19 protein-coding genes and 2 pseudogenes are annotated in these 24164 nt (G+C 63.0%); 10 read left to right on the plus strand and 11 right to left on the minus strand.

The genetic code is table 11. The features are described 5' to 3' along the window. Positions 1-183: 183 nt before the first annotated feature. From ACFPU0_RS10610 to ACFPU0_RS10640, 7 genes and pseudogenes are all read left to right on the plus strand, one after another. Entirely contained in the window at positions 184-1134 is a 951-nt protein-coding gene (locus ACFPU0_RS10610) for a LysR family transcriptional regulator (RefSeq protein WP_377692923.1), read from the plus strand. Positions 1135-1519: 385 nt separating this feature from the next. After that, positions 1520-2839: an NAD(P)/FAD-dependent oxidoreductase gene (locus ACFPU0_RS10615; RefSeq protein ID WP_377692924.1), complete on the plus strand. Its 1320-nt coding sequence runs from the start codon at positions 1520-1522 to the stop codon at positions 2837-2839. 180 nt (positions 2840-3019) lie between these two features. Beyond that, complete coding sequence (locus tag ACFPU0_RS10620; protein ID WP_377692925.1) at positions 3020-4345, plus strand: MFS transporter; 1326 nt, start codon at positions 3020-3022, stop codon at positions 4343-4345. Positions 4346-4422: 77 nt separating this feature from the next. Then, positions 4423-5334 (plus strand): dihydrodipicolinate synthase family protein, encoded by a 912-nt coding sequence (locus tag ACFPU0_RS10625; RefSeq protein ID WP_377692926.1) that lies wholly within the window; start codon positions 4423-4425, stop codon positions 5332-5334. Further along, a complete protein-coding gene (locus ACFPU0_RS10630; RefSeq protein WP_377692927.1) occupies positions 5327-6820 on the plus strand; it encodes an aldehyde dehydrogenase in 1494 nt (497 codons plus the stop codon). Before ACFPU0_RS10625 ends, ACFPU0_RS10630 begins: the two co-directional genes overlap by 8 nt. 199 nt (positions 6821-7019) lie before the next feature. Further along, positions 7020-7583 (plus strand): annotated as a pseudogene (locus tag ACFPU0_RS10635) (GABA permease); the annotation flags it as partial. A gap of 140 nt (positions 7584-7723) precedes the next feature. Then, positions 7724-8607 (plus strand): annotated as a pseudogene (locus ACFPU0_RS10640) (GlxA family transcriptional regulator). 101 nt (positions 8608-8708) lie between these two features. Here the strand turns inward: ACFPU0_RS10640 and ACFPU0_RS10645 are convergent. Continuing rightward, positions 8709-9464 carry an SDR family NAD(P)-dependent oxidoreductase gene (locus tag ACFPU0_RS10645; RefSeq protein ID WP_377692928.1) on the minus strand — a complete coding sequence of 252 codons (756 nt, stop codon included), beginning with the start codon at positions 9462-9464 and terminating at the stop codon, positions 8709-8711. Positions 9465-9473: 9 nt separating this feature from the next. Further along, a complete protein-coding gene (locus ACFPU0_RS10650; RefSeq protein ID WP_377692929.1) occupies positions 9474-10241 on the minus strand; it encodes an SDR family NAD(P)-dependent oxidoreductase in 768 nt (255 codons plus the stop codon). Positions 10242-10454: 213 nt separating this feature from the next. On the opposite strand from ACFPU0_RS10650, the gene ACFPU0_RS10655 reads away from it, so the two are divergent. Then, complete coding sequence (locus ACFPU0_RS10655) at positions 10455-11399, plus strand: LysR substrate-binding domain-containing protein (protein ID WP_377692930.1); 945 nt, start codon at positions 10455-10457, stop codon at positions 11397-11399. A gap of 544 nt (positions 11400-11943) precedes the next feature. On the opposite strand, the gene ACFPU0_RS10660 is transcribed toward ACFPU0_RS10655, so the two are convergent. Beyond that, complete coding sequence (locus ACFPU0_RS10660) at positions 11944-12675, minus strand: GntR family transcriptional regulator (protein WP_377692931.1); 732 nt, start codon at positions 12673-12675, stop codon at positions 11944-11946. 114 nt (positions 12676-12789) lie between these two features. Here ACFPU0_RS10660 and pcaB point away from each other — a divergent pair, with 114 nt between their 5' ends. Together pcaB and dctA are read left to right on the plus strand one after the other, a co-directional pair. Next, positions 12790-14145: a 3-carboxy-cis,cis-muconate cycloisomerase gene (gene pcaB / locus ACFPU0_RS10665; RefSeq protein WP_377692932.1), complete on the plus strand. Its 1356-nt coding sequence runs from the start codon at positions 12790-12792 to the stop codon at positions 14143-14145. Positions 14146-14222: 77 nt separating this feature from the next. Beyond that, the gene (gene dctA / locus ACFPU0_RS10670; RefSeq protein ID WP_377692933.1) at positions 14223-15524 is read left to right on the plus strand and encodes a C4-dicarboxylate transporter DctA; all 1302 of its coding nucleotides are present in this window, start codon (positions 14223-14225) and stop codon (positions 15522-15524) included. Between the two features lie 86 nt (positions 15525-15610). Here the strand turns inward: dctA and ACFPU0_RS10675 are convergent, their stop codons facing one another. From ACFPU0_RS10675 to ACFPU0_RS10710, 8 genes are all read right to left on the minus strand, one after another. Beyond that, positions 15611-16318, minus strand: a complete 708-nt coding sequence (locus ACFPU0_RS10675) for a GntR family transcriptional regulator (protein ID WP_377692934.1) — start codon at positions 16316-16318, stop codon at positions 15611-15613. Positions 16319-16406: 88 nt separating this feature from the next. Beyond that, on the minus strand, positions 16407-17315 hold the full coding sequence (locus ACFPU0_RS10680; RefSeq protein ID WP_377692935.1) for an EamA family transporter: 909 nt from the start codon (positions 17313-17315) through the stop codon (positions 16407-16409). 80 nt (positions 17316-17395) lie between these two features. Next, the gene (locus ACFPU0_RS10685) at positions 17396-18112 is read right to left on the minus strand and encodes a GntR family transcriptional regulator (protein WP_377692936.1); all 717 of its coding nucleotides are present in this window, start codon (positions 18110-18112) and stop codon (positions 17396-17398) included. A 75-nt stretch (positions 18113-18187) separates the two neighbouring features. Continuing rightward, a complete protein-coding gene (locus tag ACFPU0_RS10690) occupies positions 18188-19222 on the minus strand; it encodes a proline racemase family protein (RefSeq protein WP_377692937.1) in 1035 nt (344 codons plus the stop codon). A gap of 82 nt (positions 19223-19304) precedes the next feature. Then, positions 19305-20333 carry a proline racemase family protein gene (locus tag ACFPU0_RS10695; protein ID WP_377692938.1) on the minus strand — a complete coding sequence of 343 codons (1029 nt, stop codon included), beginning with the start codon at positions 20331-20333 and terminating at the stop codon, positions 19305-19307. A 10-nt stretch (positions 20334-20343) separates the two neighbouring features. Continuing rightward, entirely contained in the window at positions 20344-21825 is a 1482-nt protein-coding gene (locus ACFPU0_RS10700) for an aldehyde dehydrogenase family protein (RefSeq protein WP_377692939.1), read from the minus strand. Beyond that, complete coding sequence (locus tag ACFPU0_RS10705; protein WP_377692940.1) at positions 21822-23105, minus strand: NAD(P)/FAD-dependent oxidoreductase; 1284 nt, start codon at positions 23103-23105, stop codon at positions 21822-21824. Before ACFPU0_RS10705 ends, ACFPU0_RS10700 begins: the two co-directional genes overlap by 4 nt. Further along, positions 23102-24133 (minus strand): 4-hydroxyproline epimerase, encoded by a 1032-nt coding sequence (locus ACFPU0_RS10710; RefSeq protein WP_377692941.1) that lies wholly within the window; start codon positions 24131-24133, stop codon positions 23102-23104. The genes ACFPU0_RS10705 and ACFPU0_RS10710 overlap by 4 nt, the downstream gene beginning before the upstream one ends. Positions 24134-24164: the final 31 nt, after the last annotated feature.

Here is a 24164-nt window from a genome sequence, read left to right on the forward strand (position 1 = left end):
GCGAAGAATGGAGTCATGGACTCATCAGCTCGCGCCTTCCAAGGTCAGGGCTTTCTGCATGAGTGCTCTTTCGGATAACCTCAGCGAAGCCTTCCTGCCGCAATTGCAGCTGGCCGCAGTCTAGGACGAGGCCACCGGTCGACAGAACCGACTTTTTATTCAGGATTTTGATTACTTGTAGTTATGGTCAAGCACACCGAGCCCGATCAGACCCTGATCAAGATGCCGTCGTTACGCGCCGTGAAGTCCTTCGTCGCGGCAGCCAAGTATCAGAATTTCACGCGAGCGGCCGAAGCCTTGTGTGTGACCCAGGCCGCGATCAGTCGGCAGATTCGCGAGCTGGAGATCTATCTGGGCGCCGAACTTTTCAAGCGCGAGGGACGCGCCGTGGAGCTCACGGCGGCAGGTTCGATCTTCTTCGATGCGGTGCAGTTGTCCTTCGTCAACATCTCCCAGGCCGCCGAGCGTATCCGCAACAAGAGCACCACCAAACGCGTGCTCACCCTTTGCTGCTCGCCGGCATTCTCCGCGCACTGGCTGGCCCCCCGGCTGCCAAGCTTTTTCGGCGCGAACCCGGACGTCGACCTCAACCTGATCACCACGCAGAACTTCCTGTCCATGGAACCCGGTGTGCGCCCGGACATCTTCGTCACCAAGATCGCCAAGATCCGCGAGGGATATCGCAGCTACCCCCTGATGCACGATGTGATCTACCCGGTGTGCACGCCGAAGTATCTCGAGGAACACCCGGAAATACGCACCCTGGAGGGTCTGCGCGACACCGTGCTGCTGAATCTCAGCCCCTACGGCCGCTCACAGGTCGCCGAGCATGTCGACTGGAAGGTCTGGCTGGCATTCCACGATATCGATCTTGAGGCACGTGCGGCCAACGCCCCGCATTTCTTCAATGCCAACGACTACATCCTGCTGATCCAGATGGTCCTCAATCATCAGGGCGTCGCCCTGGGCTGGAATCATCTGGTAGGCCGCCTGGTCGACCAGGGACTGCTTATCAGGCCCGTCGAACAGGAACTGGTGCTCAAGGACACCCTGCACTACCTGACATTCAACGAAGACAAAGAAGACGACGATGCCTGTTGCCGCCTGCGCGACTGGCTGCTCGCGCAACTTTGATAACTTGGCGTTATTGTTATCCCCCATATTTTGTTGCTCAATCCGCCACCACAGTATTGTTAGGATATTAAGTTAAAGTTCAACCCCCAAAAGAACCTGCCCTGCGCAGGTTTTTTTATTTCCACTGCCCCATCGACAAACCATAACCCCTGATCATTGATTGCCACCCCTAAATGTTGCTTGTTGGCGACTTGATGCTGTCATTAATCTTCTTGCCGACATCGCCATGTAACGGGACCTGCCTCTAGCAGCACGACCAAGTCATCGAGCGAGCTGATTTCGCGACGCCCGTCATCGCATGGAGAACTGTGGTTTTCGTAGTCCAGCGAGTCATCTCCCGCAAGGGATGCCTATCAAGCTGAAATAAAAAAGTCAGGTCTATGAAATGACAAAAGTTACGTCTTTACCTGCCGATGACAAGAGCTGTGGTTGGTACCACCTCAGCAAGCCTCGGCAACCAAGGCCTAGCCATTACGGCAACAGCTCGGCTCGCTGGGTTGTAGTAGGTGCCGGTTTCACCGGCCTCGCCGCCGCCCGACAGTTGGCGCTCAACTTTCCCGATGACGAAATCGTTCTTGTCGAAGCGCAGGAAGTCGGGTTCGGTACCTCCGGCCGAAATGCCGGTTTTGCCATTGACCTGCCCCACGATATCGGGGCCGATGACTACATCGGCGATATCGATACCGCGAAGATCAGCCTGAAACTCAATCTCACCGGCCAGTCCTTGCTCAAGGAGCTGGTAGAGCGGCACAACATCGATTGTCAGATGAAGGCCTGCGGCAAGTACCAGGCTGCCGTCGAAGATCGTGGCATCGCCGTGCTGGACGCCTACCGGCGTGGCCTGGACAAGCTCGGCCAGGCCTATCAGATGATCGACGCCGACGACCTCCCTGCGCACATCGGCACGCACTTCTACCGCAAGGCCCTGTTCACCCCGGGGACGGTGCTCATCCAGCCCTCCGCGCTGGTCAAGGGCCTGGCCGACAGCCTCCCGGCCAACGTCAGCCTCTACGAAAACACGCCCATCACCGGAGTCGAGTACGGTGAGAAGACCATCCTCACCCACGCCTTTGGCAGCATCACCGCCGACAAGCTCATCCTCACCAATAACGCCTTCGGCATGAGCTTCGGCTTCCTCAAGGGCAGGATGCTCCCGGTCTTCACCTACGCCAGCATCACCCGCCAGCTCACTGCGGATGAACAAGCGCGTCTCGGCGGCAAGCCCTTCTGGGGATTGATACCGGCCGATCCATTCGGCACCACGGTACGCCGCACGCCGGACAACCGCCTCTTGATTCGCAACAGTTTCAGTTTCAACCCGGATGGTCGCAGCAACACCAAGTACCTGGATCGCTTCGTGAAGCGGCATCGCACTTCTTTTGAACGTCGATTCCCGATGCTGCCCGGCGTTGAATTCGAATACACCTGGGGCGGTTCACTGGCCTTGTCGAGAAACCACATGGGGCATTTCGGCGAACTGGCACCCAATGTCTACGGCGCACTCTGCTGCAACGGGCTTGGTGTGACGCGTGGCACTGCCACGGGCAAGCTCCTCGCTGATTGGCTGGCAAACGATCGAGACGAGTTGATCGACTTCCTGCTGCGCACCTCCGGCCCCAACAGAAATCCGCCGGAACCTTTCCTTTCTGCAGGCGTGAATCTCAACCTCAAGTGGGGACAGTACCGGGCAGGCAGAGAGAGCTGAGTACTTTTTATTGCACAGATCAATGCAAGTACCAGGGCCAATCATCAATAGACCCGTGGACCTGGTTGCCTGCTGACAATGATTCAGGCGGTCTCGAAACTTCAGTGGCTCGTTCAGGTTCGGGCCTCGCGGTGTCGTGCCGTCCAGATGTAACCGAACACCTATAAGCGGGAAATAACAATGACAATTCCTGGATCAGTAGAGGATGTCCCCCTGAACAGCTTCCACAAGCTGTTGACCGTCCGTTCCGGCGGCGGGTCCTTCGTCGATGGCTATGTCCTCAGCATCATTGGCGTTGCCATGCTGCAACTGACCGCTGGCCTGAACCTCAGCGATTTCTGGCAAGGCCTCATCGCCGCCTCGGCGCTGATCGGCATCTTCTGCGGTGGCTTCTTCGGCGGCTGGCTGACCGACAGGCTGGGCCGCAGGAAAGTCTTCTTCGTTGGCCCGACCCTGTTCATCCTCGGCTCCCTGGCGCAGTACTGGGTCGAATCGGCCGCGGCGCTGTTCCTGCTGCGCTTCCTGATCGGCATGGCCGTCGGCATCGAGTACCCGGTGGCGACTTCGCTGCTGGTGGAGTTCCTGCCGAAGAAGTATCGCGGACCGCGCCTGGCTACCCTGACCATCCTCTGGTTCGCCGGTGCCGCACTGGCCTACGTTGCCGGTGAGTTCATCCTGCGTGTCGGTGGCGAAGATGCCTGGCGCCTCGTCCTGGCCAGCCCCGCCGTGATCGGTGCGATCCTGTTTGCCGTGCGCATGGGCACGCCGGAATCGCCCCGCTGGCTGCTGAGCAAGGGACGCGCGGCGGAGGCTGAAAGCATTATCAAGCAGGTGTACGGGAATGACTTCTCGCTGAAGAACCTGCCCGAACAAGCGGAAGTGAAGAAGCTTTCCGTGTGGAATCTCCTGCACTCCGGCTACGGCAAGCGCATGTTGTTCGTCACCGTGTTCTGGACCTGCTCGATCATTCCGGTGTTCGCGGTCTACGCCTTCGCACCCAAGGTCCTGCAGGCGCTCCACCTGAAGGGCGACTGGGCCTCCTTCGGCTCGGTGGCGATCACCTTCCTCTTCGTCGTCGGCTGCATCATCGCCACTCGACTGATCAACACCGTCGGCCGCCGCAGCATGCTGATCCAGAGCTTCCTCTGGTCCGGCCTGGCCCTGCTGGGGCTGAGTGCGTTCCACACCGGCTCGGAAGTCCTGGTCCTGTTCCTGTTCGGCACCTATGCCCTGTTCATCGGCGGTGCCCAGGTGCTGCAACTGGTCTACCCCAACGAGTTGTTCCCCACTGAGATTCGCGCGTTCGCAGTCGGCGTGGGCACCTCCTTGTCGCGGGTCGGGGCTGCGGTAGGCACCTACCTCGTGCCCATCTCGCTGGAAACCCTCGGCATCGCCCAGACCATGGTCGCCGCCGCCGTGGTGACCTTCATCGGCTTGCTGGTCGCCTGGGCCCTGGCCCCGGAAACCCGTTCGCTCAATCTGCAACAGGCTGCGTCACTCGCCTGAGAACTGAACATGCCCGGCCGCTGGACAACACAGCGGCGCGGTGAACAGACAAGACCCTCACCCAAGGAGAATCCAAGATGAACTTTGACGGTATCTTCACCCCGGCAATCACTCCCCTGACCGCAGAGGGAGCCATCGACAAATCGGCCTTCGCGCAAGTGCTGGAATACCTGATCGAATCCAGGGTTCACGGCATCGTCATCGGCGGCTCCACCGGCGAGTACTACGCCCACACCGCCCAGGAGCGCTTCGATCTCGCCGCGCAGGCCAAGGATGTGATCAATGGCCGCCTGCCGCTGGTGGTCGGTACTGGCGCCATCCGTACCGAGGAGTCTGTCGCCTACGCCGAAGCCGCCAAGGCCATCAAGGCCGACGCGATCCTGGTCGGCTCGCCGCCCTACGCCCTGCCGACCCAGCAGGAAATCGCTACCCACGTCCTGGCCGTCGACCGCGCGGCTGGCCTGCCGATCATGCTGTACAACTACCCCGCCCGCATGGGCGTCGGCATGGGCGACGAGTTCTTCGCTGCAGTGGCCGATTGCAAGAACATCAAAGCCATCAAGGAAAGCTCGGGGGACACGGCCCGCCTGCATCGCCTGGCCGTGCAACACCCCGATATCGCCCTGTCCTGCGGCTGGGATGACCTGGCCCTGGAGTTCTTCGCCTGGGGCGCCCGCAGCTGGGTATGCGCCGGCTCCAACTTCATTCCCCGCGAACACGTGGCCCTGTACGAGGCCTGCGTGATCGAGAAGGACTTCGACAAGGGCCGCCGCATCATGGCCGAGCTGATGCCGCTGATGGACTTCCTCGAAAGCGGCAAGTTCGTGCAATCGATCAAGCACGGCTGCGAGCTGAGCGGCCTGCGTGCCGGCGGCGTGCGCGCACCGATGCAACCGCTCGACAGCGAACAGCAGCAGGCGCTGAAAGACATCATCGCCGTGCTCAAGCGCAACATCGCGAAAATCACCGAGGGTTCCAACAATGGCTGAGTTGCTGAGTAAAGAGGAGTACGCGGCAATCGCCGCCAAAGTGGAATTCCGTACCCAGGCGTTCATCGACGGTGAATTCCGTGATGCGCTGTCGGGCCGTACCTTTGTCACCACCAACCCGGCCACCGGCGAGCCACTGGCCGAGATCGCCGCTTGCGACGTGCAGGATGTCGATGTGGCCGTGGCCGCCGCCAAGCAGGCTTTCGACGACGGCCGCTGGTCGAAGCTGCAGCCCGGCGAGCGCAAGCACATCCTGCTCAGGTTCGCCCAGCTGCTGGAAGACAACGCCCATGAACTGGCGGTGCTCGAATCGCTGGACAGCGGCAAGCCGGTCAGCGAGTGCCAGAACGTCGACGTGCCGGAAACCATCCACACCATCCGCTGGCACGCCGAGCTGATCGACAAGATCTACGACAACACCGCCCCGACCGGCAACGCGGCCGTGACCATGGTGGTGCGCGAAGCCATTGGCGTGGTCGGCCTGGTGCTGCCGTGGAACTTCCCGCTGCTGATGCTGGCCTGGAAGATCGCCCCTTCGCTGGCAGCCGGTTGCTCGATCGTGGTCAAGCCGGCCAAGGAAACCACCCTGAGCGCCCTGCGCGTGGTGGAGCTGGCCTATGAGGCAGGCATTCCTGCGGGTGTGTTCAACCTCGTCCCGGGGGGTGGGCGTGAAGTGGGCGAGGCCATCGGCCGCCACATGGACATCCCCATGGTCAGCTTCACCGGCTCGACCGACACCGGCCGCCTGTTCCTGAAATACGCCGCCGAGTCCAACCTCAAGCGCATCGTGCTGGAACTGGGTGGCAAGAACCCGGCGGTGGTCATGAGCGACTGCGAGGACCTGGACGAAGTCGCCCAGTTCGTCACCGCCGGTGCATTCTGGAACATGGGCGAGAACTGCTCGGCATCCTCGCGTCTGATCGTCCATAAGGACGTCAAGGACGAGTTGCTGTCGCTGATCGTCAAACACCTCAAGGACTGGAAACTGGGTGACCCGCTGGACCCGGACAACCGTCTGGGCGCAATGGTCAGCAAGTCGCACTTCGAGAAGGTTCGCTCCTACCTGGCATACGCCGCCGAGCAGAAGCTCGATGTGGTGCAGGGTGGCGAGACCGAGTCGGGCGTGTTCGTGCAGCCGACCATCGTCGACGGCGTGGCCCGCGACAGCCGCCTGTTCGTCGAGGAGATCTTTGGCCCGGTGCTGAGCGTCACCAGCTTCTCGACCATCGACGAGGCGATCGAGCTGGCCAACGACACCGTCTACGGCCTGGCCGCTTCGGCCTACACCGGCAGCCTGCGCAATGCCCTGCGCCTGTCGCGGGAGATCCGCGCGGGCGTGGTGACAGTCAACTGCTTCGGCGAAGGCGATGCCTCGACGCCGTTCGGTGGCTACAAGGAGTCCGGCTTCGGTGGGCGTGACAAGTCGATCTGGGCACATGACCAGTACACCGAACTGAAGACCATCTGGATCAACGCGTCCGCATAACTGATGCCTTGATCGAGCCGATTCGCCACCGCCTTCCGGGCGGTGGTCGAGTCGGGCGGCCTTTCGCATTACCGCACCCAAGCAACCAATGGCTCATGACAGAGCGCCACCCTGCAGCAGCACTTGGCATCCGCCAAGTCGGGATGTCATCCCGAATTTCTATTCGCCCTTTCATGCGACCGTTCTCTTGAGCGGGTCAGATGATCCCCTGTTGCCGGTCCAGGGCTCCTACCAGCGGGCGCTGGAAATCATGAACATCCCTTATGCGAAGTTCCTGGTGGACATAGTGGTTCTGGTGGCCGTAGCCAGCTGCCTGAACTCCTCGATCTACATCTCCTCGCGCATGATCTTCTCGCTCGGCAAACGTTCCGATGCGCCGGCTTTCATCCAGCGGACCTCCGCAGCGGGCGTGCCCCGGGCTGCCGTCATCGCCAGCACCCTGATCGGCATGCTGACGACTGCCTTGAACTTCTTCGCGCCGTCCCAGGTGTTCGCGCTCCTGCTGGCCAGCTCCGGGTCGATCGCCCTGCTGGTCTATCTGGTCATCGCCTTCTCCCAGCTGCGCATGCGCTCGTTGCTGCAAAAACAGAACGCCGAAATCGCCTTCAAGATGTGGCTGTTTCCCTGGCTGACCTGGGCCGTCATCGCATTCATCGTCTTCGCCCTGGGCGTGATGTTCGTCATGCCCCAGCACCGGCTCGAGGTGACTTCGACCCTGGCGCTGGCCCTGGTGATACTGCGTGTTCACCAGTCGAAAGCACGCTCAACCCGAGCGCCTCGGCGCGATTGGGAAAACAGCTTGACCACCACGGCCCGGGAGAGTCGCAAGCCCGGTGCGATGGCCACCACCATCCAGGACGGCTGGATTCTTATGAGGCCTGTTGCAACGCAAAGAGGAAAAGATTGAGAGACAGGAGGTATTTCAGCGACGCGTTGCAGGGACGCAACCTCCGCTTTGTTGGTGAACAGAAAGATGAGTCCTTACCTCATGCTCGAGTAGGCTTTGTCCTGCTCGAGTTTTTTTCTCTTCCAGCGTTCACGCAAGCGCTCGACACCCTCGTCACCGCCAACCTGATCAGGCCGGGCGCCTTCGCAACGAAGACCTTCAGCCTGGACGGCAAGTCGGTCGCCAGCGAGCTTGGCCTGGTCATTTCCCCGAGCGCCACACTGGACAGCGGCCATTTGCCCGAGCTTGATCTACTCGTGGTTTGTGGGGGCTTGAGAACGCCGTTGCGACCAACGCCTGAGCTCACGGATTTGCTGCGGACAGCGAACGAGAAGGGAGTTGTACTGGGCGGACTATGGAATGCGGCATGGTCCCTGGGGCAGGCACGGCTGCTCGATGGGTACAAGTGCGCAGTGCATCCGGAAAATCGGGCTGCTCTCGCCGAGATCGCGAAACATAGCCAGGTGACCAGCGAGAGCTATGTGGTCGATCGCGACCGGCTGACCGCTGCGAGCCCGTCCGGGATGCGATCACCCTGATGAGCGCGAACATCGAAGAGCCGCTGAGCCAGGACCAGCTTGCCCGCTATGTCGGTCGTTCCAAGCGGCAGGTGGAAAGGCTGTTTCAGCAGCAACTCGGGACCACGCCCGTTCGTTTCTACCTGGAATTGCGCATTACCGAAAGTCGGCGATTGCTCCAGCACTCGGACCTGCCCATTGCCGAAGTGAGCATTGCCTGTGGCTTTGCCTCCTCCAGCCACTTCAGCAAATGCTATGCGGCCTTCTATGGATATTCCCCATCCAGGGAAGTGCGGTACGGCTGTGTGAAATCCACGAAGTAGATCGCCATCACCGGCAGCCAAGGCAGCCGATATTTTCGTTCGCGAAACAGGCGGCCTCCTCCGCAACGCCGGCAATGCGGAGGAGGCCCAGCAAGCAAGACTCAGAACGGCAACGGCAGTTTGGCAGTCCGACCGCCGTCGACGACTATCACCTGGCCGGTGATAAAGGCCGCAGCTTCACTGGCCAGGAAGACGACGACGTTGCCGATGTCCTGCGGCTCGCCGGTACGCCCGACGGGATGCAGCTTGAGCAGGCCGGAACGGGCCTGCACGGGATCGGGCTGTGCGTCGATATAGGCGTGGCTCAGGTCCGAGTTGATCCACCCGGGGGCGATGGCATTGCAGCGAATGCCGTCGCGCCCCAGATCGACGGCCAGCGCACGGGTGAAACCATGTACGCCGGCCTTGGAGCCGCAATAGGCGGTATGCCAGGGGTTGGCACCTATGCCCTCGATCGAGCCGATATTGACGATACTGCCGCCACGCACCCGCAACTGTGGCAGCAGGGCCTTGGCCAGGAAGACCGGGGCGCGCAGGTTGACGGCCATCATCCGGTCCCAGTCATCCTCGCTCATCTCGTCGAGCGAGCGTTCGAACATGAAGCCGGCGTTGTTGACCAGGATATCGGCAGCGCCGAACCGCTCCTCGGCCGCCCGCGCGATGGCATAGGGCGCATCGCGCTGGGCCAGGTCGGCCTCGACCCAGGCCACCTGAGGATTGGCGCCCAGGCCTTCATCCAGCGGTTGGCGCTGCGCGACCAGCACCCGAGCGCCGGCTTCCAGGAGTTTCTCGGTGATCCCGCGACCGATTCCACGCCCGCCGCCGGTAACGACGGCCACCTTGTTGTTCAGCATCATGTGCGTTCCTCAGCCTGAAACCGGTTTGGCGCCGGTGACTTCCACCGTCTCGCCGGCAATGTAGCGGGCCTGGTCGGAAGCCAGGAAGGCGATCACATCGGCGATATCCTCCGGCTCGGCGATGCGGCCCAGCGGCACGGTCTTGTTCAGCTCCTCGATGGCCTTGTCCGGGTCCAGGCCCCGGCGCTCGAAGCCACTGCGGATCATCGGCGTGTTGATTTCGTGCGGGCAGACGGCATTGACGCGGATGCCCAGCGGAGCGCAGTCCCGGCCCAGGTTCTTCGACAGTGCCGCCACCGCCCCCTTGCTGGTGCAGTAGGCGACGTGGCCAGGACCCGGATAGGTGCCCCAGACCGAAGACGTGTTGACGATGGCACCGCCGCCACGCTGTTTCATATGGGGGATGGCGGCGCGGCAGAGGAAGAACACCGCATTCAGGTTGACGTCCATCGCCGTGAACCACATCTCGTCGGTGGTTTCCTCGATGGTTCCGCGGGGAATGATGCCGGCGTTGTTGAGCAGGATGTCGACACCGCCGAAGCGTTCGACCGCCCGGGCGATGACCGCTTCACAATATTCCTTCTCCCGCAGATTGCCCGCCAGGCAGTCGGCCTCGGCGCCGAGGACACGGGCCTGGTCGACCATCGCCTGGCAGCCGTCGGCATTGATGTCCGAGATCATCAGGCGTGCACCTTCGGCGGCGAACAGCCGGACCAGGGCCTGACCGACGCCACCGGCGCCTCCGGTAATCACGACAATCCTGTTTTCGAACCTCATTGTTTTGGTGCCTCCGGGTGGGGTGATGTGAGGTCGATATTCGATAGTTCGCGATCTGCTGACAAACGAGTTTTGCGTGGCATTCACTTAGCTTTTGGTTAAGTGAACTGCAGGCATCCAGCGCAGATTCCGGCAACAATATCGCCATAACCTGTCATTCCCAGTTGCGTTCTGGTTAACTGTTCGCAGTGTCCGAATCGACAGGTGCGCCCAATGAGCAACCTCAGGCAGCTACTCCCGCCATTGAATGCGCTGCGCACCTTCGAAGCGGCCGCCCGCCACGGCAGTTTCAAGTTGGCGGCGGAGGAACTCTGCGTGACCCAGGCAGCGGTCAGTCGCCAGATCCAGGCGCTGGAGGATTTTTATGGCCTGAAGCTGTTCCTGCGCGGCAACCGCAAGGTCCAACTCACCAGCGACGGCAATGCGTTGTACCTGGCGGCCTCCTCCGCCCTGCAGCACATAGCCGCTACGTCCCGCGAACTGCTGCGACGCAATAGCCTGGACTACCTGGCCCTGATCACCACCACCGCCTTCGCCCAGCTCTGGCTGATGCCGAGGCTGAAGCGACTGCGGGCCCAGCATCCTGAACTCCAGTTGCACCTGATCAGCTCCGAGGCAAACCCGGACTACCAGGAAAGCTTCAGCTCCGCCGTGACCCTGGGGCTCGAGGAGCACCCGCAGTACGTGGCCACATACCTCTTCTCCGAAGAGATATTCCCCGTCTGTACACCCGGTTTTCTCGAACAGCACCCCCATATCACGACCCTCGACGGGCTGATGAGCGTCACGTTGCTGAACCTCAGTGCGAGCCACTGGAAAGCCAGGCTCTGGGCGCCTGTCGATTGGTCGTTCTGGCTGAAGCAGTTCGGCCTCGATGCCGCCAGGTGCAAGGAAACCATGGATTTCAGCCATTTTTCGATGCTGCTGGACGCGGTCCAGGAGGAAGTAGGCGTCGGTCTGGCCTGGCGGCACCTGGTACAGCCGCAGCTGGACGCGGGCAAGCTGGTAAGGCCGACCAACGAGACCGTTCTTGCCGATGATCGCAAGCACTACTTCGTCTGCCGCCGCGACCTGGCCGGGTCGATGGAAATGCAGATACTCCGCGATTGGCTGCTGGAGCAGACGCGGGAGTTGCGGGAGCGATCCATCAAGGGTTGATGCCGGCGAGCCCAAAGACATCCTGAAGCCAACACAAACCGGGCGCCGCATCGCCCCCGTAGGATGCATCCCTCTCCCCCGTCCCCCGCTCTGCGCCCCGGCCCGATCGCTTCGCGCTCAGGCGTTCATTGGCACCGGAAGCGGTGCTTCCGAAAACTGTCTCTTCACCCCTGAAGATGAGAGAGGTGACGCGCGCCGGCGAGCCCAATGCCCTCCTGAAGCCAACACAAACCGGGCGCCGCATCGCCCCCGTAGGATGGGTCGGGCGGCGCTCCGCGAGCGGAGCGATACCCATGCGGACAGGGCTGATGGGTATCGCAACTCGCGGAACGCCGCCCGCCCCGTCCTACGAACTGCCGGACGCATCCCTCTCCCTGAACAGGAGAGGGGTGACGCGCACCGGCAGGTCCAGAGTCATCCTGAAGCCAGCACGAGCCTGAAACCGAGTGAAAGGCGCGCCATCAGGACACCTGAGCGAAATCGTTGCAGAAAGGGATGCGCCCCCATCATTCGGAGTGAAGACCATCTCTCCGGAAATCGGCGATTACGGCTTCTCCCGCTTCATCTGCATCACCAGGGTGAAGCGATCATCGGGATGCACGGTTTCCGAAACCACCACCAATTTGCCCTGCTCGTCGCGGTAGTGGCGGGTGATCTTCAGCCCCGGCGTGCCGGGCTCGGCCGTCAGCTTCTGCGCCAGCTCAGGCGAGATCAGCACCGCCCGCACCTGTTGGTCGATCACGTCGATGCGACGGCCGAAGCTGCGCTCGATCAGCGCGGAAATCAGCTCGCCCGGATGCTGCTCCGCCAGCGGGATGACCTCGGCATAGGCCTCATCCGCATATACGTCCGTCCAGCACATGGGGGCGCTTTCCCGGCCCTGGTCGATGCGGATGCTCGAAATGCAGAAGTAATGGCCACCCGGCTGCAGGTCGAGGCGCTCGGCCTCGGCGATGTCGGCCACGAAATGTCGGACGTTCTGGATGCTGCGCACCTGGGTTTCGGCCAAGTGCACCAGGTCTTCCACCGACTCCAGCGAGTGCCGGTAGCCGCCGCTGGGCGCTGAAGATTCGACCCGTGTTCCAACCCGCTTGCGCCGCGACACCATCCCCAGGTTCTGCAGCTGGGTGATGGCCGCACGCACCGTGTGCCGGCTCACCTCGTAGAGCTCGCACAACTCCAGCTCCGTGGGCAGCAACGACCCCACCGGGTAGCCCCCATTGGCGATCTTGTCTTTCAAGTCCTTGGCCACCAGCGCGTAGCGAGCTTCGTTCATGCCGTTCGTCAGTCCTGGAACACACAACAGATTGACAGTGTATCAGTCCGGGCGTATTCATATGTCCGTACATTTCAATATGTACGGACATAACAAGCAACCCAGGATTACGCCATGTCTACTACCGTTTTCGACTCTGCCCTCTTCCGCGATATGTTCGGCACCGCCGAAATGCGTGCCGTGTTCTCCGACAAGGCGCTCATCGAGCGCTATATCGAAGTCGAAATCGCCCTGGCCAAGGCCGAAGCGCGCTGTGGCGTGATTCCCGCCGAAGCAGCCGAACAGATCGCCGCCCTCGCCCGTTACGAGGCTCTCGACCTGCAACTGATGCAGCACGAGACCGAGATCGTCGGATACCCGATCCTGCCGCTGGTGGAACAGCTGTCGAAAATCTGCGGCGAAGCCGGTCGCTATGTGCATTGGGGCGCCACTACCCAGGACATCATGGATACCGCCGTAGTGCTCCAGGTCCGCGCTGCCCTGGCCATAGTCGAGCGCGACGTCCAGGCCGTGCGCGGCCTGCTGGCGGATCTCGCCAAACGCTACCGTGACACCCCCATGGCCGGCCGCACCCACCTGCAGCATGCGCTGCCCATCACCTTCGGCTACAAATGCGCCGTGTGGCTGAGCATGTTCGACCGCCACGCCGAGCGCCTGGTGGAACTGCGCCCGCGCGTGGAAATAGGCCAGTTTGCCGGCGCCGCCGGCACCCTCGCCTCCCTCGGCGACAAGGGCCTGGACGTGCAGGAAGCGCTGATGGATGAACTCGGCCTCGGCGCGCCCCAGGCCACCTGGCACGTGGCCCGCGACGGCCTGGCGGAAACCCTCAACTTCCTCGGCCTGGTCACCGGTTCCCTGGGCAAGATCGCCCTGGACGTGATGATGATGATGACCAGCGAACTGGGCGAGGTGTACGAGCCCTTCGTCAAGGGCCGTGGCGCCAGCAGCACCATGCCGCAGAAGCGCAACCCGATTTCCTGCGAGCTGATGTACGCCGCCGCCAAGGGCGTACGCCAGCAGGCGGGGCTGATGCTCGATGCGATGATCCAGGACTTCGAGCGCTCCACCGGCCCCTGGCAGGCCGAATGGGTGGCCATCCCGGAAGCCTTCGCCCTGTCCGCCGCATCCCTGTGCCAGGCGAAGTTCATGCTCGCCGGACTGGAAGTGCGCACCGAGCGCATGCGCCAGAACCTGGACATGACCCGCGGCCTTATCGTCGCCGAGGCGGTGATGATGGGTCTGGCCCCTGCCCTGGGCCGCCAGGTCGCCCACGACGTGGTCTACGGCGCCTGCCGCGTCGCCAACGAGGACGGCATCAGCCTGCTGGACGCCCTGCTGGCGCGTGCGGAAGTCACCGCGCGCCTGGACCGCGCCGAACTGGAGCGCCTCACCGATCCGGCCAACTACCTAGGCCTGGCACCGCAGATGGTGGACCGCGCACTGGCCCGCGAAGGCGCGGTCAAGCGCTGAGCCCTACCGCAGGTTCCGCGGACTGGCGGGGCCTGCTTCATGCGCCTTACCGATAACGACAATAAGAGATCGCAGACATGACTGCTTCCCCGAAAAAGCCGTTCTACCGCGACCTGACCTTCCAGGTCATCGCTGCCATGGCCCTGGGCATCGCCTTCGGCTTCATCGCTCCGGAACTGGCCGCCCAGTTCAAGATCCTCGGCGATATCTTCCTCAAGCTGATCAAGACCGCCGTCGCACCCCTGGTGTTCTTCACCGTGGTCCATGGCATTGCCTCCGCCGGCGACATCAAGCGCGTCGGCAAGGTGGGCTGGCGTGCGCTGGTCTACTTCGAAGTGGTATCGACCATCGCGCTGGCCATCGGCCTCGCCTGGGGCAACCTGCTGGACATAGGCTCCGGCATGCACGACGCCCACCCCAACAGTGCCACTTCCGCCGCCGCGGCGGCCGCCCTGGCCAAGGGCCATGCGCCTTCGTCCACCATGGAGTTCATCTACGGCATCTTCCCCGACAACTTCGTCGGCGCGTTCGCCGGTGGCCAGTTGCTGCAAGTGCTGGTGATCTCGGTGCTGTTCGGCTTCGCCCTGCTGGCACTGAAGGAAGAGCGCCGCGTGGTGATCGAGGACGGCCTGAATCGGGTTTCGGAGTGCTTCTTCGAGTTCATCAACCTGATCATGAAGTTCGCTCCCCTGGGCGCCTTCGGTTCGGTGGCCTACGCCGTGGGCAGCAACGGCACTGCCGTGCTCATGTCTCTGGCGAACCTGGTGCTGATGTTCTACGTCGCGGTAATCCTGTTCATCGCCGTGGTGCTGGGTGCGGTGTGCCGCCTCTCCGGCTTCAGCCTGTGGCGCTTCCTGAAATACATCAAGGACGAGGTCTTCATCGTCGTCGGAACTGCCTCTTCCGAGAGCGCCCTGCCGCGCCTGCTGCACAAGCTGGAGAAGCTCGGCTGCTCCAAACAGAGCGTCGGCCTGGTGCTGCCCACCGGCTACGCCTTCAACCTGGACGGCACTTCGATCTACATGTCGCTGTGCGTGCTATTCATCGCCAACGCCTACGGCGTGCCGCTGTCATGGGAGCAGCAGCTGGGCATAGTCGCCATCATGCTGGTGACCTCCAAGGGCGCCGCGGCAGTATCGGGGGGCAGTTTCGTAGTCTTCGCCGCGACCGTCACCGCCATCGGCGTACTGCCGGTGGAAGGCCTGGCGCTGCTATTCGGCGTCTACCGCTTCATGTCCATGGCCATCGCCACCTGCAACACCATCGGCAACAGTGTCGCGACCGTCGTCGTAGCCAAGTGGGCCGGTGAATTCTCGGAGGAAACCGCGCAGGGGGAGTATGAGCGGGTACTGGGCCGGAGCCCGGCCGCTGCAGTCTGATCTTCCGCAAGATCAGGCCCCGGGGATGCGGGGCCTGAATTCGGGCGTTCCCCCGGTGACCGGCCCCAGCCCCACATTCCCGATACCTACGAGATCCTCATCTGCGACGTGAGGTTCTGCTGCATGAAATCCAGGAAGCGCCGCTGGAACAGCATGGTGTGCTCGTGGGCGGCGTTTTCCGCCGCATCGGCGTCGCGGGCAGCGATGGCTTCGACTATCTCCTCGTGGTCACGCCCCAGCTTCGTCTGGCGGGCGGAGCTGATGACGTAGTCGAAATGCAGGTGCAGGAGGCGCTGGCCTTCGCCCAGCAGCTTCTCGTAATAGCTGGTGAGATAGGGGTTCTTGCCGGCACGGGCAATTTCCATGTGGAGCGTCTTGTTCAACTCGGTCATCGCCTGGAAGTCGCCCTGGGTGATCGAGTCCATGTAGGTCGCCTCGGCAGCCCGAATCCGCTCCAGGTCCTCATCGGTGCGCTGCAGCGCCGCCAGTCGCGTCACGGCACGCTGGATCAGGTCCAGGGCTGCCACATAGTTGGGGAATTCCTCGATCTCGAAGGGCGTCACCAGCGTGGTGCGGTTGGGCAGGATGGTCACCAGCCCTTCGGTGATGAGCCGCGCCAGGGCGTCCCGCACGGGAGAGCGGGACAGGCCGAACTGCGTGGCGAGCGAGACCTCATCAAGCGGCGAGCCCGGTTTGAGTTTCAGGGTGAGGATCTGCTTGCGCAGCTCTTCGTAGATGAATCGCCCGCCATGTCGACGGCCGTTGCTTTCCGGCTCTACTGCATCGTTGCTCATCGGCCACTCTCTGCTTGTTGCCCAGTACGGCTGACGGCCTGGGGTCTTGTCGGCAAGAGTAACGCAGCGCCCCTGCTGGCGAAATGGCTCAGCCGTGGCGCCTGTGGGCCAGCAGCACTATCCCGGCGACCACCATGGCTCCCCCGAAGACTTGCAACCCGCTGAGCCGTTGGTCGAGTACCAGCCAGCCGAACAGCAGGCCGGCCACCGGCTCCACGTTCATCACCGGCGCATTGCGCGCGATATCCAGCCTCGGCATGCAGATGAACAGCGTGGAGAACGCCGCGCCATAGAACGCCACCAGGAACACCAGGGCGATCCCCCCTCCCAGCGTTTCCGGCAGCGCCAGGCCCCCGGGGACCACGCCGGCGATACCGGCCATGCTGGCGAGCAGGAACACCAGGGCCATGGTCAGCATGCTGCGCACCGTCCCGGCCATCCGGGACAGGCGGTTGTCCGAAACCCACATGGCGGCAGCGAACACCGCCGCGCCGACCAGGCTGAACAGCACGCCCTCGAGCCAGCGCTGGTCCGGCGCTCCCTTGTCGGCAAGGATCGTCGGCACATCCAGGGCTATCAGCAGGCCGCAGAGGATTACCAGCATGAGGAACGCCGCTCGACGCGTAGGCGCCGGGCCGCCAAGGACGTAGGTGAACACCGCCAGAAAGACCGGTGCGAGATTGACCACCAGCAGGGCCAGGCCAACCGGAATCCGGGCAACCGCGGAATAGATGCAGAAGCTTTGCAGGCCAATCAGGCAGCCCACCAGGATCTGCCAGCCAAGCACCCCGGCGCCGAGACGAAGGGACTCCCGTCGCCAGAGCACCAGGATGCCGAGGGCCAGCATGGTGACGCCGGAGCGGCAGAGGATGGCGAGCAGCAGGCCTGCCCCGTCATCGAAGGCGATGCGGGCGGCGATGTGGTTGCCGGCGAAAGCACAGGCCAGGGCGGCCAGCAGCAGGACGGCGATATGTCGCGGGAATTGCTTTGTCTGCATCGCGGAGTCTGGTCGTGGTGACGGATTGAATGCACTGGGTCATTGCATGTTGAACGCGACTGGAGGCTGGAGCTGACCGCCTAGAGAACGGAGATGTTCTTCGTCAGGTTCTGCTTCATGAACTCCAGGAAACGATCGCGGAACAGAATCGTATGTTCGTGGGATGCACGTTCCGCGGCATCGGCTTCCTGCCGCGTGATCGCCTCGATGATCTCGTCGTGATCCCCATCCGGACGGCCGAACTTTGCCGAGCTGACGATGAAATCGAAATGCAGGTGCAGTAGCCGCTGCCCCTCACCCAGCAGCTTCTCGTAGTAGCTGGTCAGGTAGGGATTTCTGCCTGCCCTGGCGATTTCCAGGTGGAAGCCCTTGTTCAGTTCGGACATCGCCTGGAAGTTGCCGCCGTCCAGCGCCTTGATATACGCGGCATTGGCCTGGCGGATGCGCTTCAGGTCGTCATCCGTGCGATTGACCGCCGCCAGACGGGTCACCGCGCGCTGGGTCAGGTCGAGGGCGGCAATGTAATTGGGAAACTCCTCGATCTCGAAAGGCGTCACCAGCGTGGTGCGGTTCGGCAGGATGGTGACCAGCCCCTCGCTGATCAAACGCGCCAGGGCATCGCGCACCGGAGAACGGGAAACCCCGAACTGCGCGGCCAGCGACACTTCGTCCAGCTGCACGCCGGGGCGCAGCTGGAGGGTGAGGATCTGCTTGCGCAACTCCTCGTAGATGTAGCGTCCTCCGTGCCTTCGAACATTGTTTTGCGCATCGATCGTCACTACGCCCATGGTAATCATCCCAGTAGTACAGACGAGCTCCGCTGACCCGCGTGCTGGACGGGGCCCTCTCATCCCTGAGGGGAGCATTGGTGGTTACACGGTGGTCATCCAGGTGTCAGCCACGGTGAAGCCTTCCTGGTAAGGGTCGGTAGGGTCCATCCCCATCTGATACAGGCCGGTAATCCAAGCCTGACCGGCAATGGCCGGGATAACAGCTGGATAACGGCCGACCTCGGCCAGGCCATCAATGGCACAGGTAAACCGGCTACCGGTGATGGACTCGTGGATGAAGGTCTGACCGGGTTTGATCAATCCTTTTGCATGCAGTAATGCCAGCCTGGCCGACGAGCCAGTACCGCAGGGGGACCGATCACAACGACCGGGGGACACCACCACGCAGTTCTTCGAGATCAGTTGGCCACTTTCACGACGCAGGGGCCCCATGAACTCAGTGTTGGTAATACCCGGAATGGCGGGGTTCTCGGGGTGCTCGACCGCCAGTTGCTGGGCAGCCGCGAACTTCAGTTTCTGACCGATTTCACACAGTTCGCGCGCTTCGGACGGATCGATAGTGAAGCCCAGATCAGCAGCATCGACCATCGTGAAGGTCATGCCGCCATAGACGATATCGACCCGTACGGTACCAAGCCTTTCGACCTCGATGTGCTTGTCGAGGTGATAGCAGAAGGCGGGTTGGTTCACGAGGCGGACACTGGTCACCTTGCCAGCGGAGCACTCGCAACGCACATGAATCAGGCCGGCAGGCGATTCGAGCGTCAGATTGGTGACCGGCTCCTGCATCGGCAGGATGCCGGTTTCGAGCAGTACCGTCGCCACACACATGGTGTTCGAGCCCGACATCGCCGGGTACTCGGTGGTTTCCAGGATCACATAGCCCATGTCGGCTTCAGGGTGATTGGACGGCAGGACAATGTTGGCGTTGTGCCAGACGGCACCGCGCGGCTCGAATAGCACCATTTTGCGAATATGGTCCATGTGGGTTTCCAGGTGAACCCGCTTGTCGAACATGGTCTGGCCAGCCACCCGGCCCACACCACCGACAATTACCTTGCCGCTTTCGCCCTCGGCATGGCAGTCCACTACGGATAGAACTTGCTTAAAGCGCATTGCGTTTCTCCAAGTTGTAATCAGGAACCCGCGTCGGTGAAGGCCAACAAACCGGCCTGCCGCTCACAAGTACGCGCTTGAGTTAATGTGGAAACGCCGGCCCCCAGGTATCGCTCAACATGAAGCCCGCGGCCAAGGGGTCGTCCGGGTCCACGCCCAGCTGCTGGATGCCGTAGATCCAGGCACGCCCGGTCACTCGCGGCAGAACGGCGGGCTTGCCACCCACTTCGGTGCGGCCGAGCAGCTGGACCTGGAACTCCCCATTGATGGTGGAACGGGAGGTCAGCCGATCCCCCACCTCCACCAATCCGCGTGCAGCCAGGGTGGCCAGGTTGGCCGAGCTGCCCGTGCCGCAGGGCGAGCGGTCCACACGCCCCGGCGGCAAGGTGGTGCAGGTCTGGTAAGTGCTGCCGTCGAGACGATTGCGGAACATCACGTAGGCAACCTCATCGAGGGCGCTGAACAGTGGATGCTGCACATCGACCTGGCGGTTGATCACCTCCTTCAGTGCCACGCCGGCGCTGGCCAGCTCACGGGCATTCTCGGGCGCGATGGACAGCCCAACCTGGTCCACATCCACCAGGGCGTAGTACACGCCGCCGAAAGCGATATCGGCCTTGATGGTGCCGAAGGCTTCCGTCTCGATGGCCACGTCCAGCTGCTCGACGAAGGCCGGCACCATATCCAGCGAAACGCTCAGGCAGCGGCCGTCCTCGCAGCGGGCCCTGGCGGTCACCAGGCCGGCGGGGGTATCGAGCACAACCGTGGTTTCCGGCTCCTGCATCGGCACCATGCCCAGTTCCAGCAGCGCGGTGACCACGCAGATGCAGTTGCTGCCGGACATGGGATGGGCCTTGTCCGCCTGCAGCACGATGAAGCCCGCCTGGGCCTCAGGCCGGGTCGGCGGCAACAGCAGGTTGACCGACATCTGCAGGCAGCCGCGCGGCTCCAGCACCACCAGCCGGCGTAGGCTGTCATCCACTTCGTTGATGTAGTTCATCTTGTCCAGCATGGTCTCGCCGGGGATGCCGACCACACCTCCGGTGATGACCTTGCCGATCTCGCCTTCGCAGTGGACGTCCACCAGTTGCAGGGTCTTTTTCCAGCGCATGGCGTCCTCCTTACTTGATGTACCAGCCCCAGGGCTGTTCGCTGTCGTAGCGGGTGATCTGCTTGGTTTCCAGGTAGTTGTTCAGGCCCCATTCGCCCAGCTCGCGGCCGATGCCGCTCTGCTTGTAGCCGCCCCAGGGCGCCTCGGTGAAGGTGGGTTGCGAGCAGTTGATCCAGACGATGCCGGCGCGCAGCTTGCGGGCCACCCGTTCGCAGCGCGCAAGGTCTTTCGACATCACGGCGGCGGCCAGGCCGAAGCGGGAGTCGTTGGCCGAACGCAGGGCTTCGTCTTCATTGTCGAAGGGACGCATGCAGACTACCGGGCCGAAGATTTCTTCCTGCCAGATCCAGCTGTCTTCCGGCACGTCGGCGAAGATGGTCGGTTGCAGGTAGAAGCCCTGGTCGAAACCGGTCGGACGCTCGCCGCCGTAGACCAGCCGCGCGCCCTCCTCCTTCCCGCGGGCGATGGCGGCCAGCACCTTGTCGTACTGGCCCTTGTTCACCAGTGGGCCGAGCAGCACGCCCTCTTCCAGGCCATTGCCGATGCGGACCATTTCGGCCTCTTCCTTCAGGCGCTTGAGCAGAGGCTCATAAAGCTCGCGCTGGACCAGCACCCGGGAGGTGGCGGAGCAGACCTGGCCCTGGTTCCAGAAGATGCCGAACATGATCCACTCGACGGCCGCTTCGATATCGCTGTCAGCGAAGACAATGAAAGGCGACTTGCCGCCCAGCTCCAGGCTGATGTTTTTGATGTCCTTGGCGGCGGCCTGCATGATCCGGCTGCCGGTGGGCACGCTGCCGGTGAAGGCCAGCTTGTCGATGCCGGGGTGCTCGGCCAGCGGCGCGCCGGCGTCCGGCCCCAGGCCCGGAACCAGGTTCAGTACGCCGGCAGGCAGCCCGGCCTTGTCGGCGATGCGCGCCAGCTCCAGGGCAGTCAGCGGAGTCAGTTCGGAGGGTTTGAGCACCATGCTACAACCGGCGGCAAGTGCCGGAGCGACTTTCCAGGCGGCCATCAGCATGGGGAAGTTCCAGGGAATGATCGCCCCGGCCACACCCACCGGCTCCTTGCGCGCCACCGAGCTGAAACGCTCGTCCGCCAGGGCTACGGGCTGTTCCAGATGGCTGTCGAGGTCTTCGGCGAGGTCCGCGTAGAAGTCGAAGCATCCGGCGGTATCGCCGATATCCCAGAGCGCCTCGGGCAGCGGCTTGCCGTTGTCGCGGACTTCCAGCTCGGCCAGTTCCTGCTGGCGGTCGCGGATGCCCTGAGCGATGCGGCGCAGCACAGCAGCGCGGGCGGAACCGCTCATCTGCGGCCAGGGACCTTCGTCGAAGGCCTGGCGAGCGGCTTTCACCGCCAGGTCGATATCCTCTGCGGTGGCGGCTGCGACCCTGGCGATCAGCGCCTCGCTGCTCGGATCGAGGGTGTCGAAGGTGCCACCCTTGACCGGGGTAACCCACTGGCCATTGATATAGAGCTGGTCATACGAAGTCATGCGAGTCCTCCAATGAAAGCGAAACGGTTGGCGCTGAAGGGCGTCAGGTCTTGTGCGGTCGGTCGTCCAGCGACCAGGTCGGCAATCAGGCGCCCAGTGGTGGCGCCAAGGGTCAGGCCCAGTTGGCCGTGGCCGAAGGCCATGTAGACGTTGCCAAGCCGCGCGGAACGGTCGATCACCGGTTTGGTGTCCGGCAGGAACGGGCGGTAGCCGACGCCGTACTCGAACTGGCTGGTCTGCAGCTGCGGCAGGATCCGCCGGGCCTTTTCCAGGATGATGTCGGCGCGCTTGAAGTTGGGTTCGGCATTGGGGCCGGCGAACTCGATGGTGCCGCCGATCTGCAGGCCGCGGGTCATGGGGCTGAAGCAGAAGCCGCCGTCGGCATAGATCACCGAGTGGCGAACCTCCACGCCCGGATTGGGCAGCAGCACCTGGTAACCAGCAATGCCGGCAAGGGGGATGCTCGCGCCGAGTTGGGCGAAGAACTCCCGGGAACCGGTGCCTGCCGCCACCACCACATGATTGGCCGGCAGTCGATCACCACTCTTGAGCGTGACGCCCGTGGCGCGATCGGCCACTTCGTCGATCCGCTTCACCTGGTCGCGGACACGCACACCACCCTGATCGAGGAAGCTCTGGGTCAGGGCGGCGATGAAGCCCTTGGTGTCGCTCACCGAACGCCAGTCCGGGAACAGCAGGCCCTGGTTGAACTTGCCTGCCAAAACCGGCTCCAGGTCGGAAATCGCCTTGGCATCGAGAATCTCGGCCTTGAAGCCCAGGGACTCGCGCAGCTCCAGGTGGGGCTTCTCGTGGGTGATGGCCGAGGGGGAATCGAACACTTCGAGGATCGGCCGTTCACCGAGCAGGGTCTTGTCCGCGCAGGCGTCCAGCAGCGGCGCGTAATCCTCGTACACGGTCTCGGTGAGACTGGTCATGGCCCGTGCGATCTCGACGATCTTCGAGTGGCGGGCACAGGCGACGAAGCGCAGGAACCACGGCAGGATGCCCGGCAGCGCGCTGGGGCGCAGGGCCAGCGGCCCCTTCTGATCCAGCAGCCAGGACGGGATCTTCTTCAGGATGCCGGGCTTGGACAGCGGGATGACCTCGCTCACCGCCATCTGGCCGCAGCTCCACTTCGCCGTGCTGTCGCCCGGCGCGGCCGGGTCCACCAGGGTGACCTGGTAGCCCTCGCGCTGCAGGTACAGGGCACAGCAGACACCGACGATACCGCCGCCAATGACGACCGCCGATTCCACGAGCTGGCCTTGTTGAGGATTCATACATCCCCCTTCTTGCCGACGAAATCGCCGAGGGAGAAACCATCCCAGTACAGCTGCGTGTCATCCACGAAGAACTCGGCCCGCCCGGTGATCCAGGCACTGCCCTCGATGCTCGGATAAACAGCCGAAGCTCCGTTCGACAGGGTGGTGGTAGCTTCGGCACGGCCGGTGAAGCGGCTGCCGATGATGCTCTCGTGACGGAAGGCTTCGCCTTCGGCCAGCCAGCCACGCGCGAAACGCTGGGCAACCCGCGCGGAGGTACCGGTGCCGCAGGGTGAACGGTCCACCAGGCTGTCACCGGCGATGACGACAGCACGCCCGTGGGAGTCCTTGGCCAGCGGATGGCCGGTCCACATGCAGTGCTTCACGCCGCGAATCGAGGCGTCTTCCGGGTGCACCACATCGAAATTGGCGTTGACCAGGCGCTGCACTTCCCTGCCCCACTCCAGCAGTTGCTCGGGCGTGAAGTGTTCGCAGCCGGCGTAGTTGGCCTGGACTTCGATGATCGGATAGAAGTTGCCACCGTAGGCGATGTCGAGCTTCAGCTTGCCCAGTTGCGGCAGGTAGATCTGCACGTCCTGGTACAGCAGGAAGCCCGGCACGTTGGTGAAGCGCACCGAGGTGACCTTGTCGCCCTGCCGCTCGTAACGGGCACGAATCTGGCCGGCCGGAACATCCACCACCACCTGGCCCGGCGTCTTCGGCGTCACCAGCCCCGCTTCCAGGGCAAAGGTGATGGAGCCGAGGGTGGCGTGACCGCACATCGGCAGGCAGCCGGAGGTCTCGATGAACAGCAGACTGAAATCGGCCTCGGCGCTGACCGGGGGATAGAAGAGGGTTCCCGACATGTGCGAGTGGCCACGGGGTTCCAGCATCAGGGCCCGACGGACCCAGTCGTACGCTTCGATGAAATGCTGGCGACGCTCGCTCATGGTCGCACCGCGCAGTTCCGGTGCGCCGCCCACCACCATACGCACGGGCATGCCTTCGGTGTGGCCTTCGATACAGGTGAAAACTTGGCTGGTCATCTCTGCTCTCTCGGGTTTTCGGCATCGACTC

Source organism: Pseudomonas sp. GCM10022186 (assembly GCF_042656385.1).
Classification (GTDB): Bacteria; Pseudomonadota; Gammaproteobacteria; order Pseudomonadales; family Pseudomonadaceae; genus Metapseudomonas.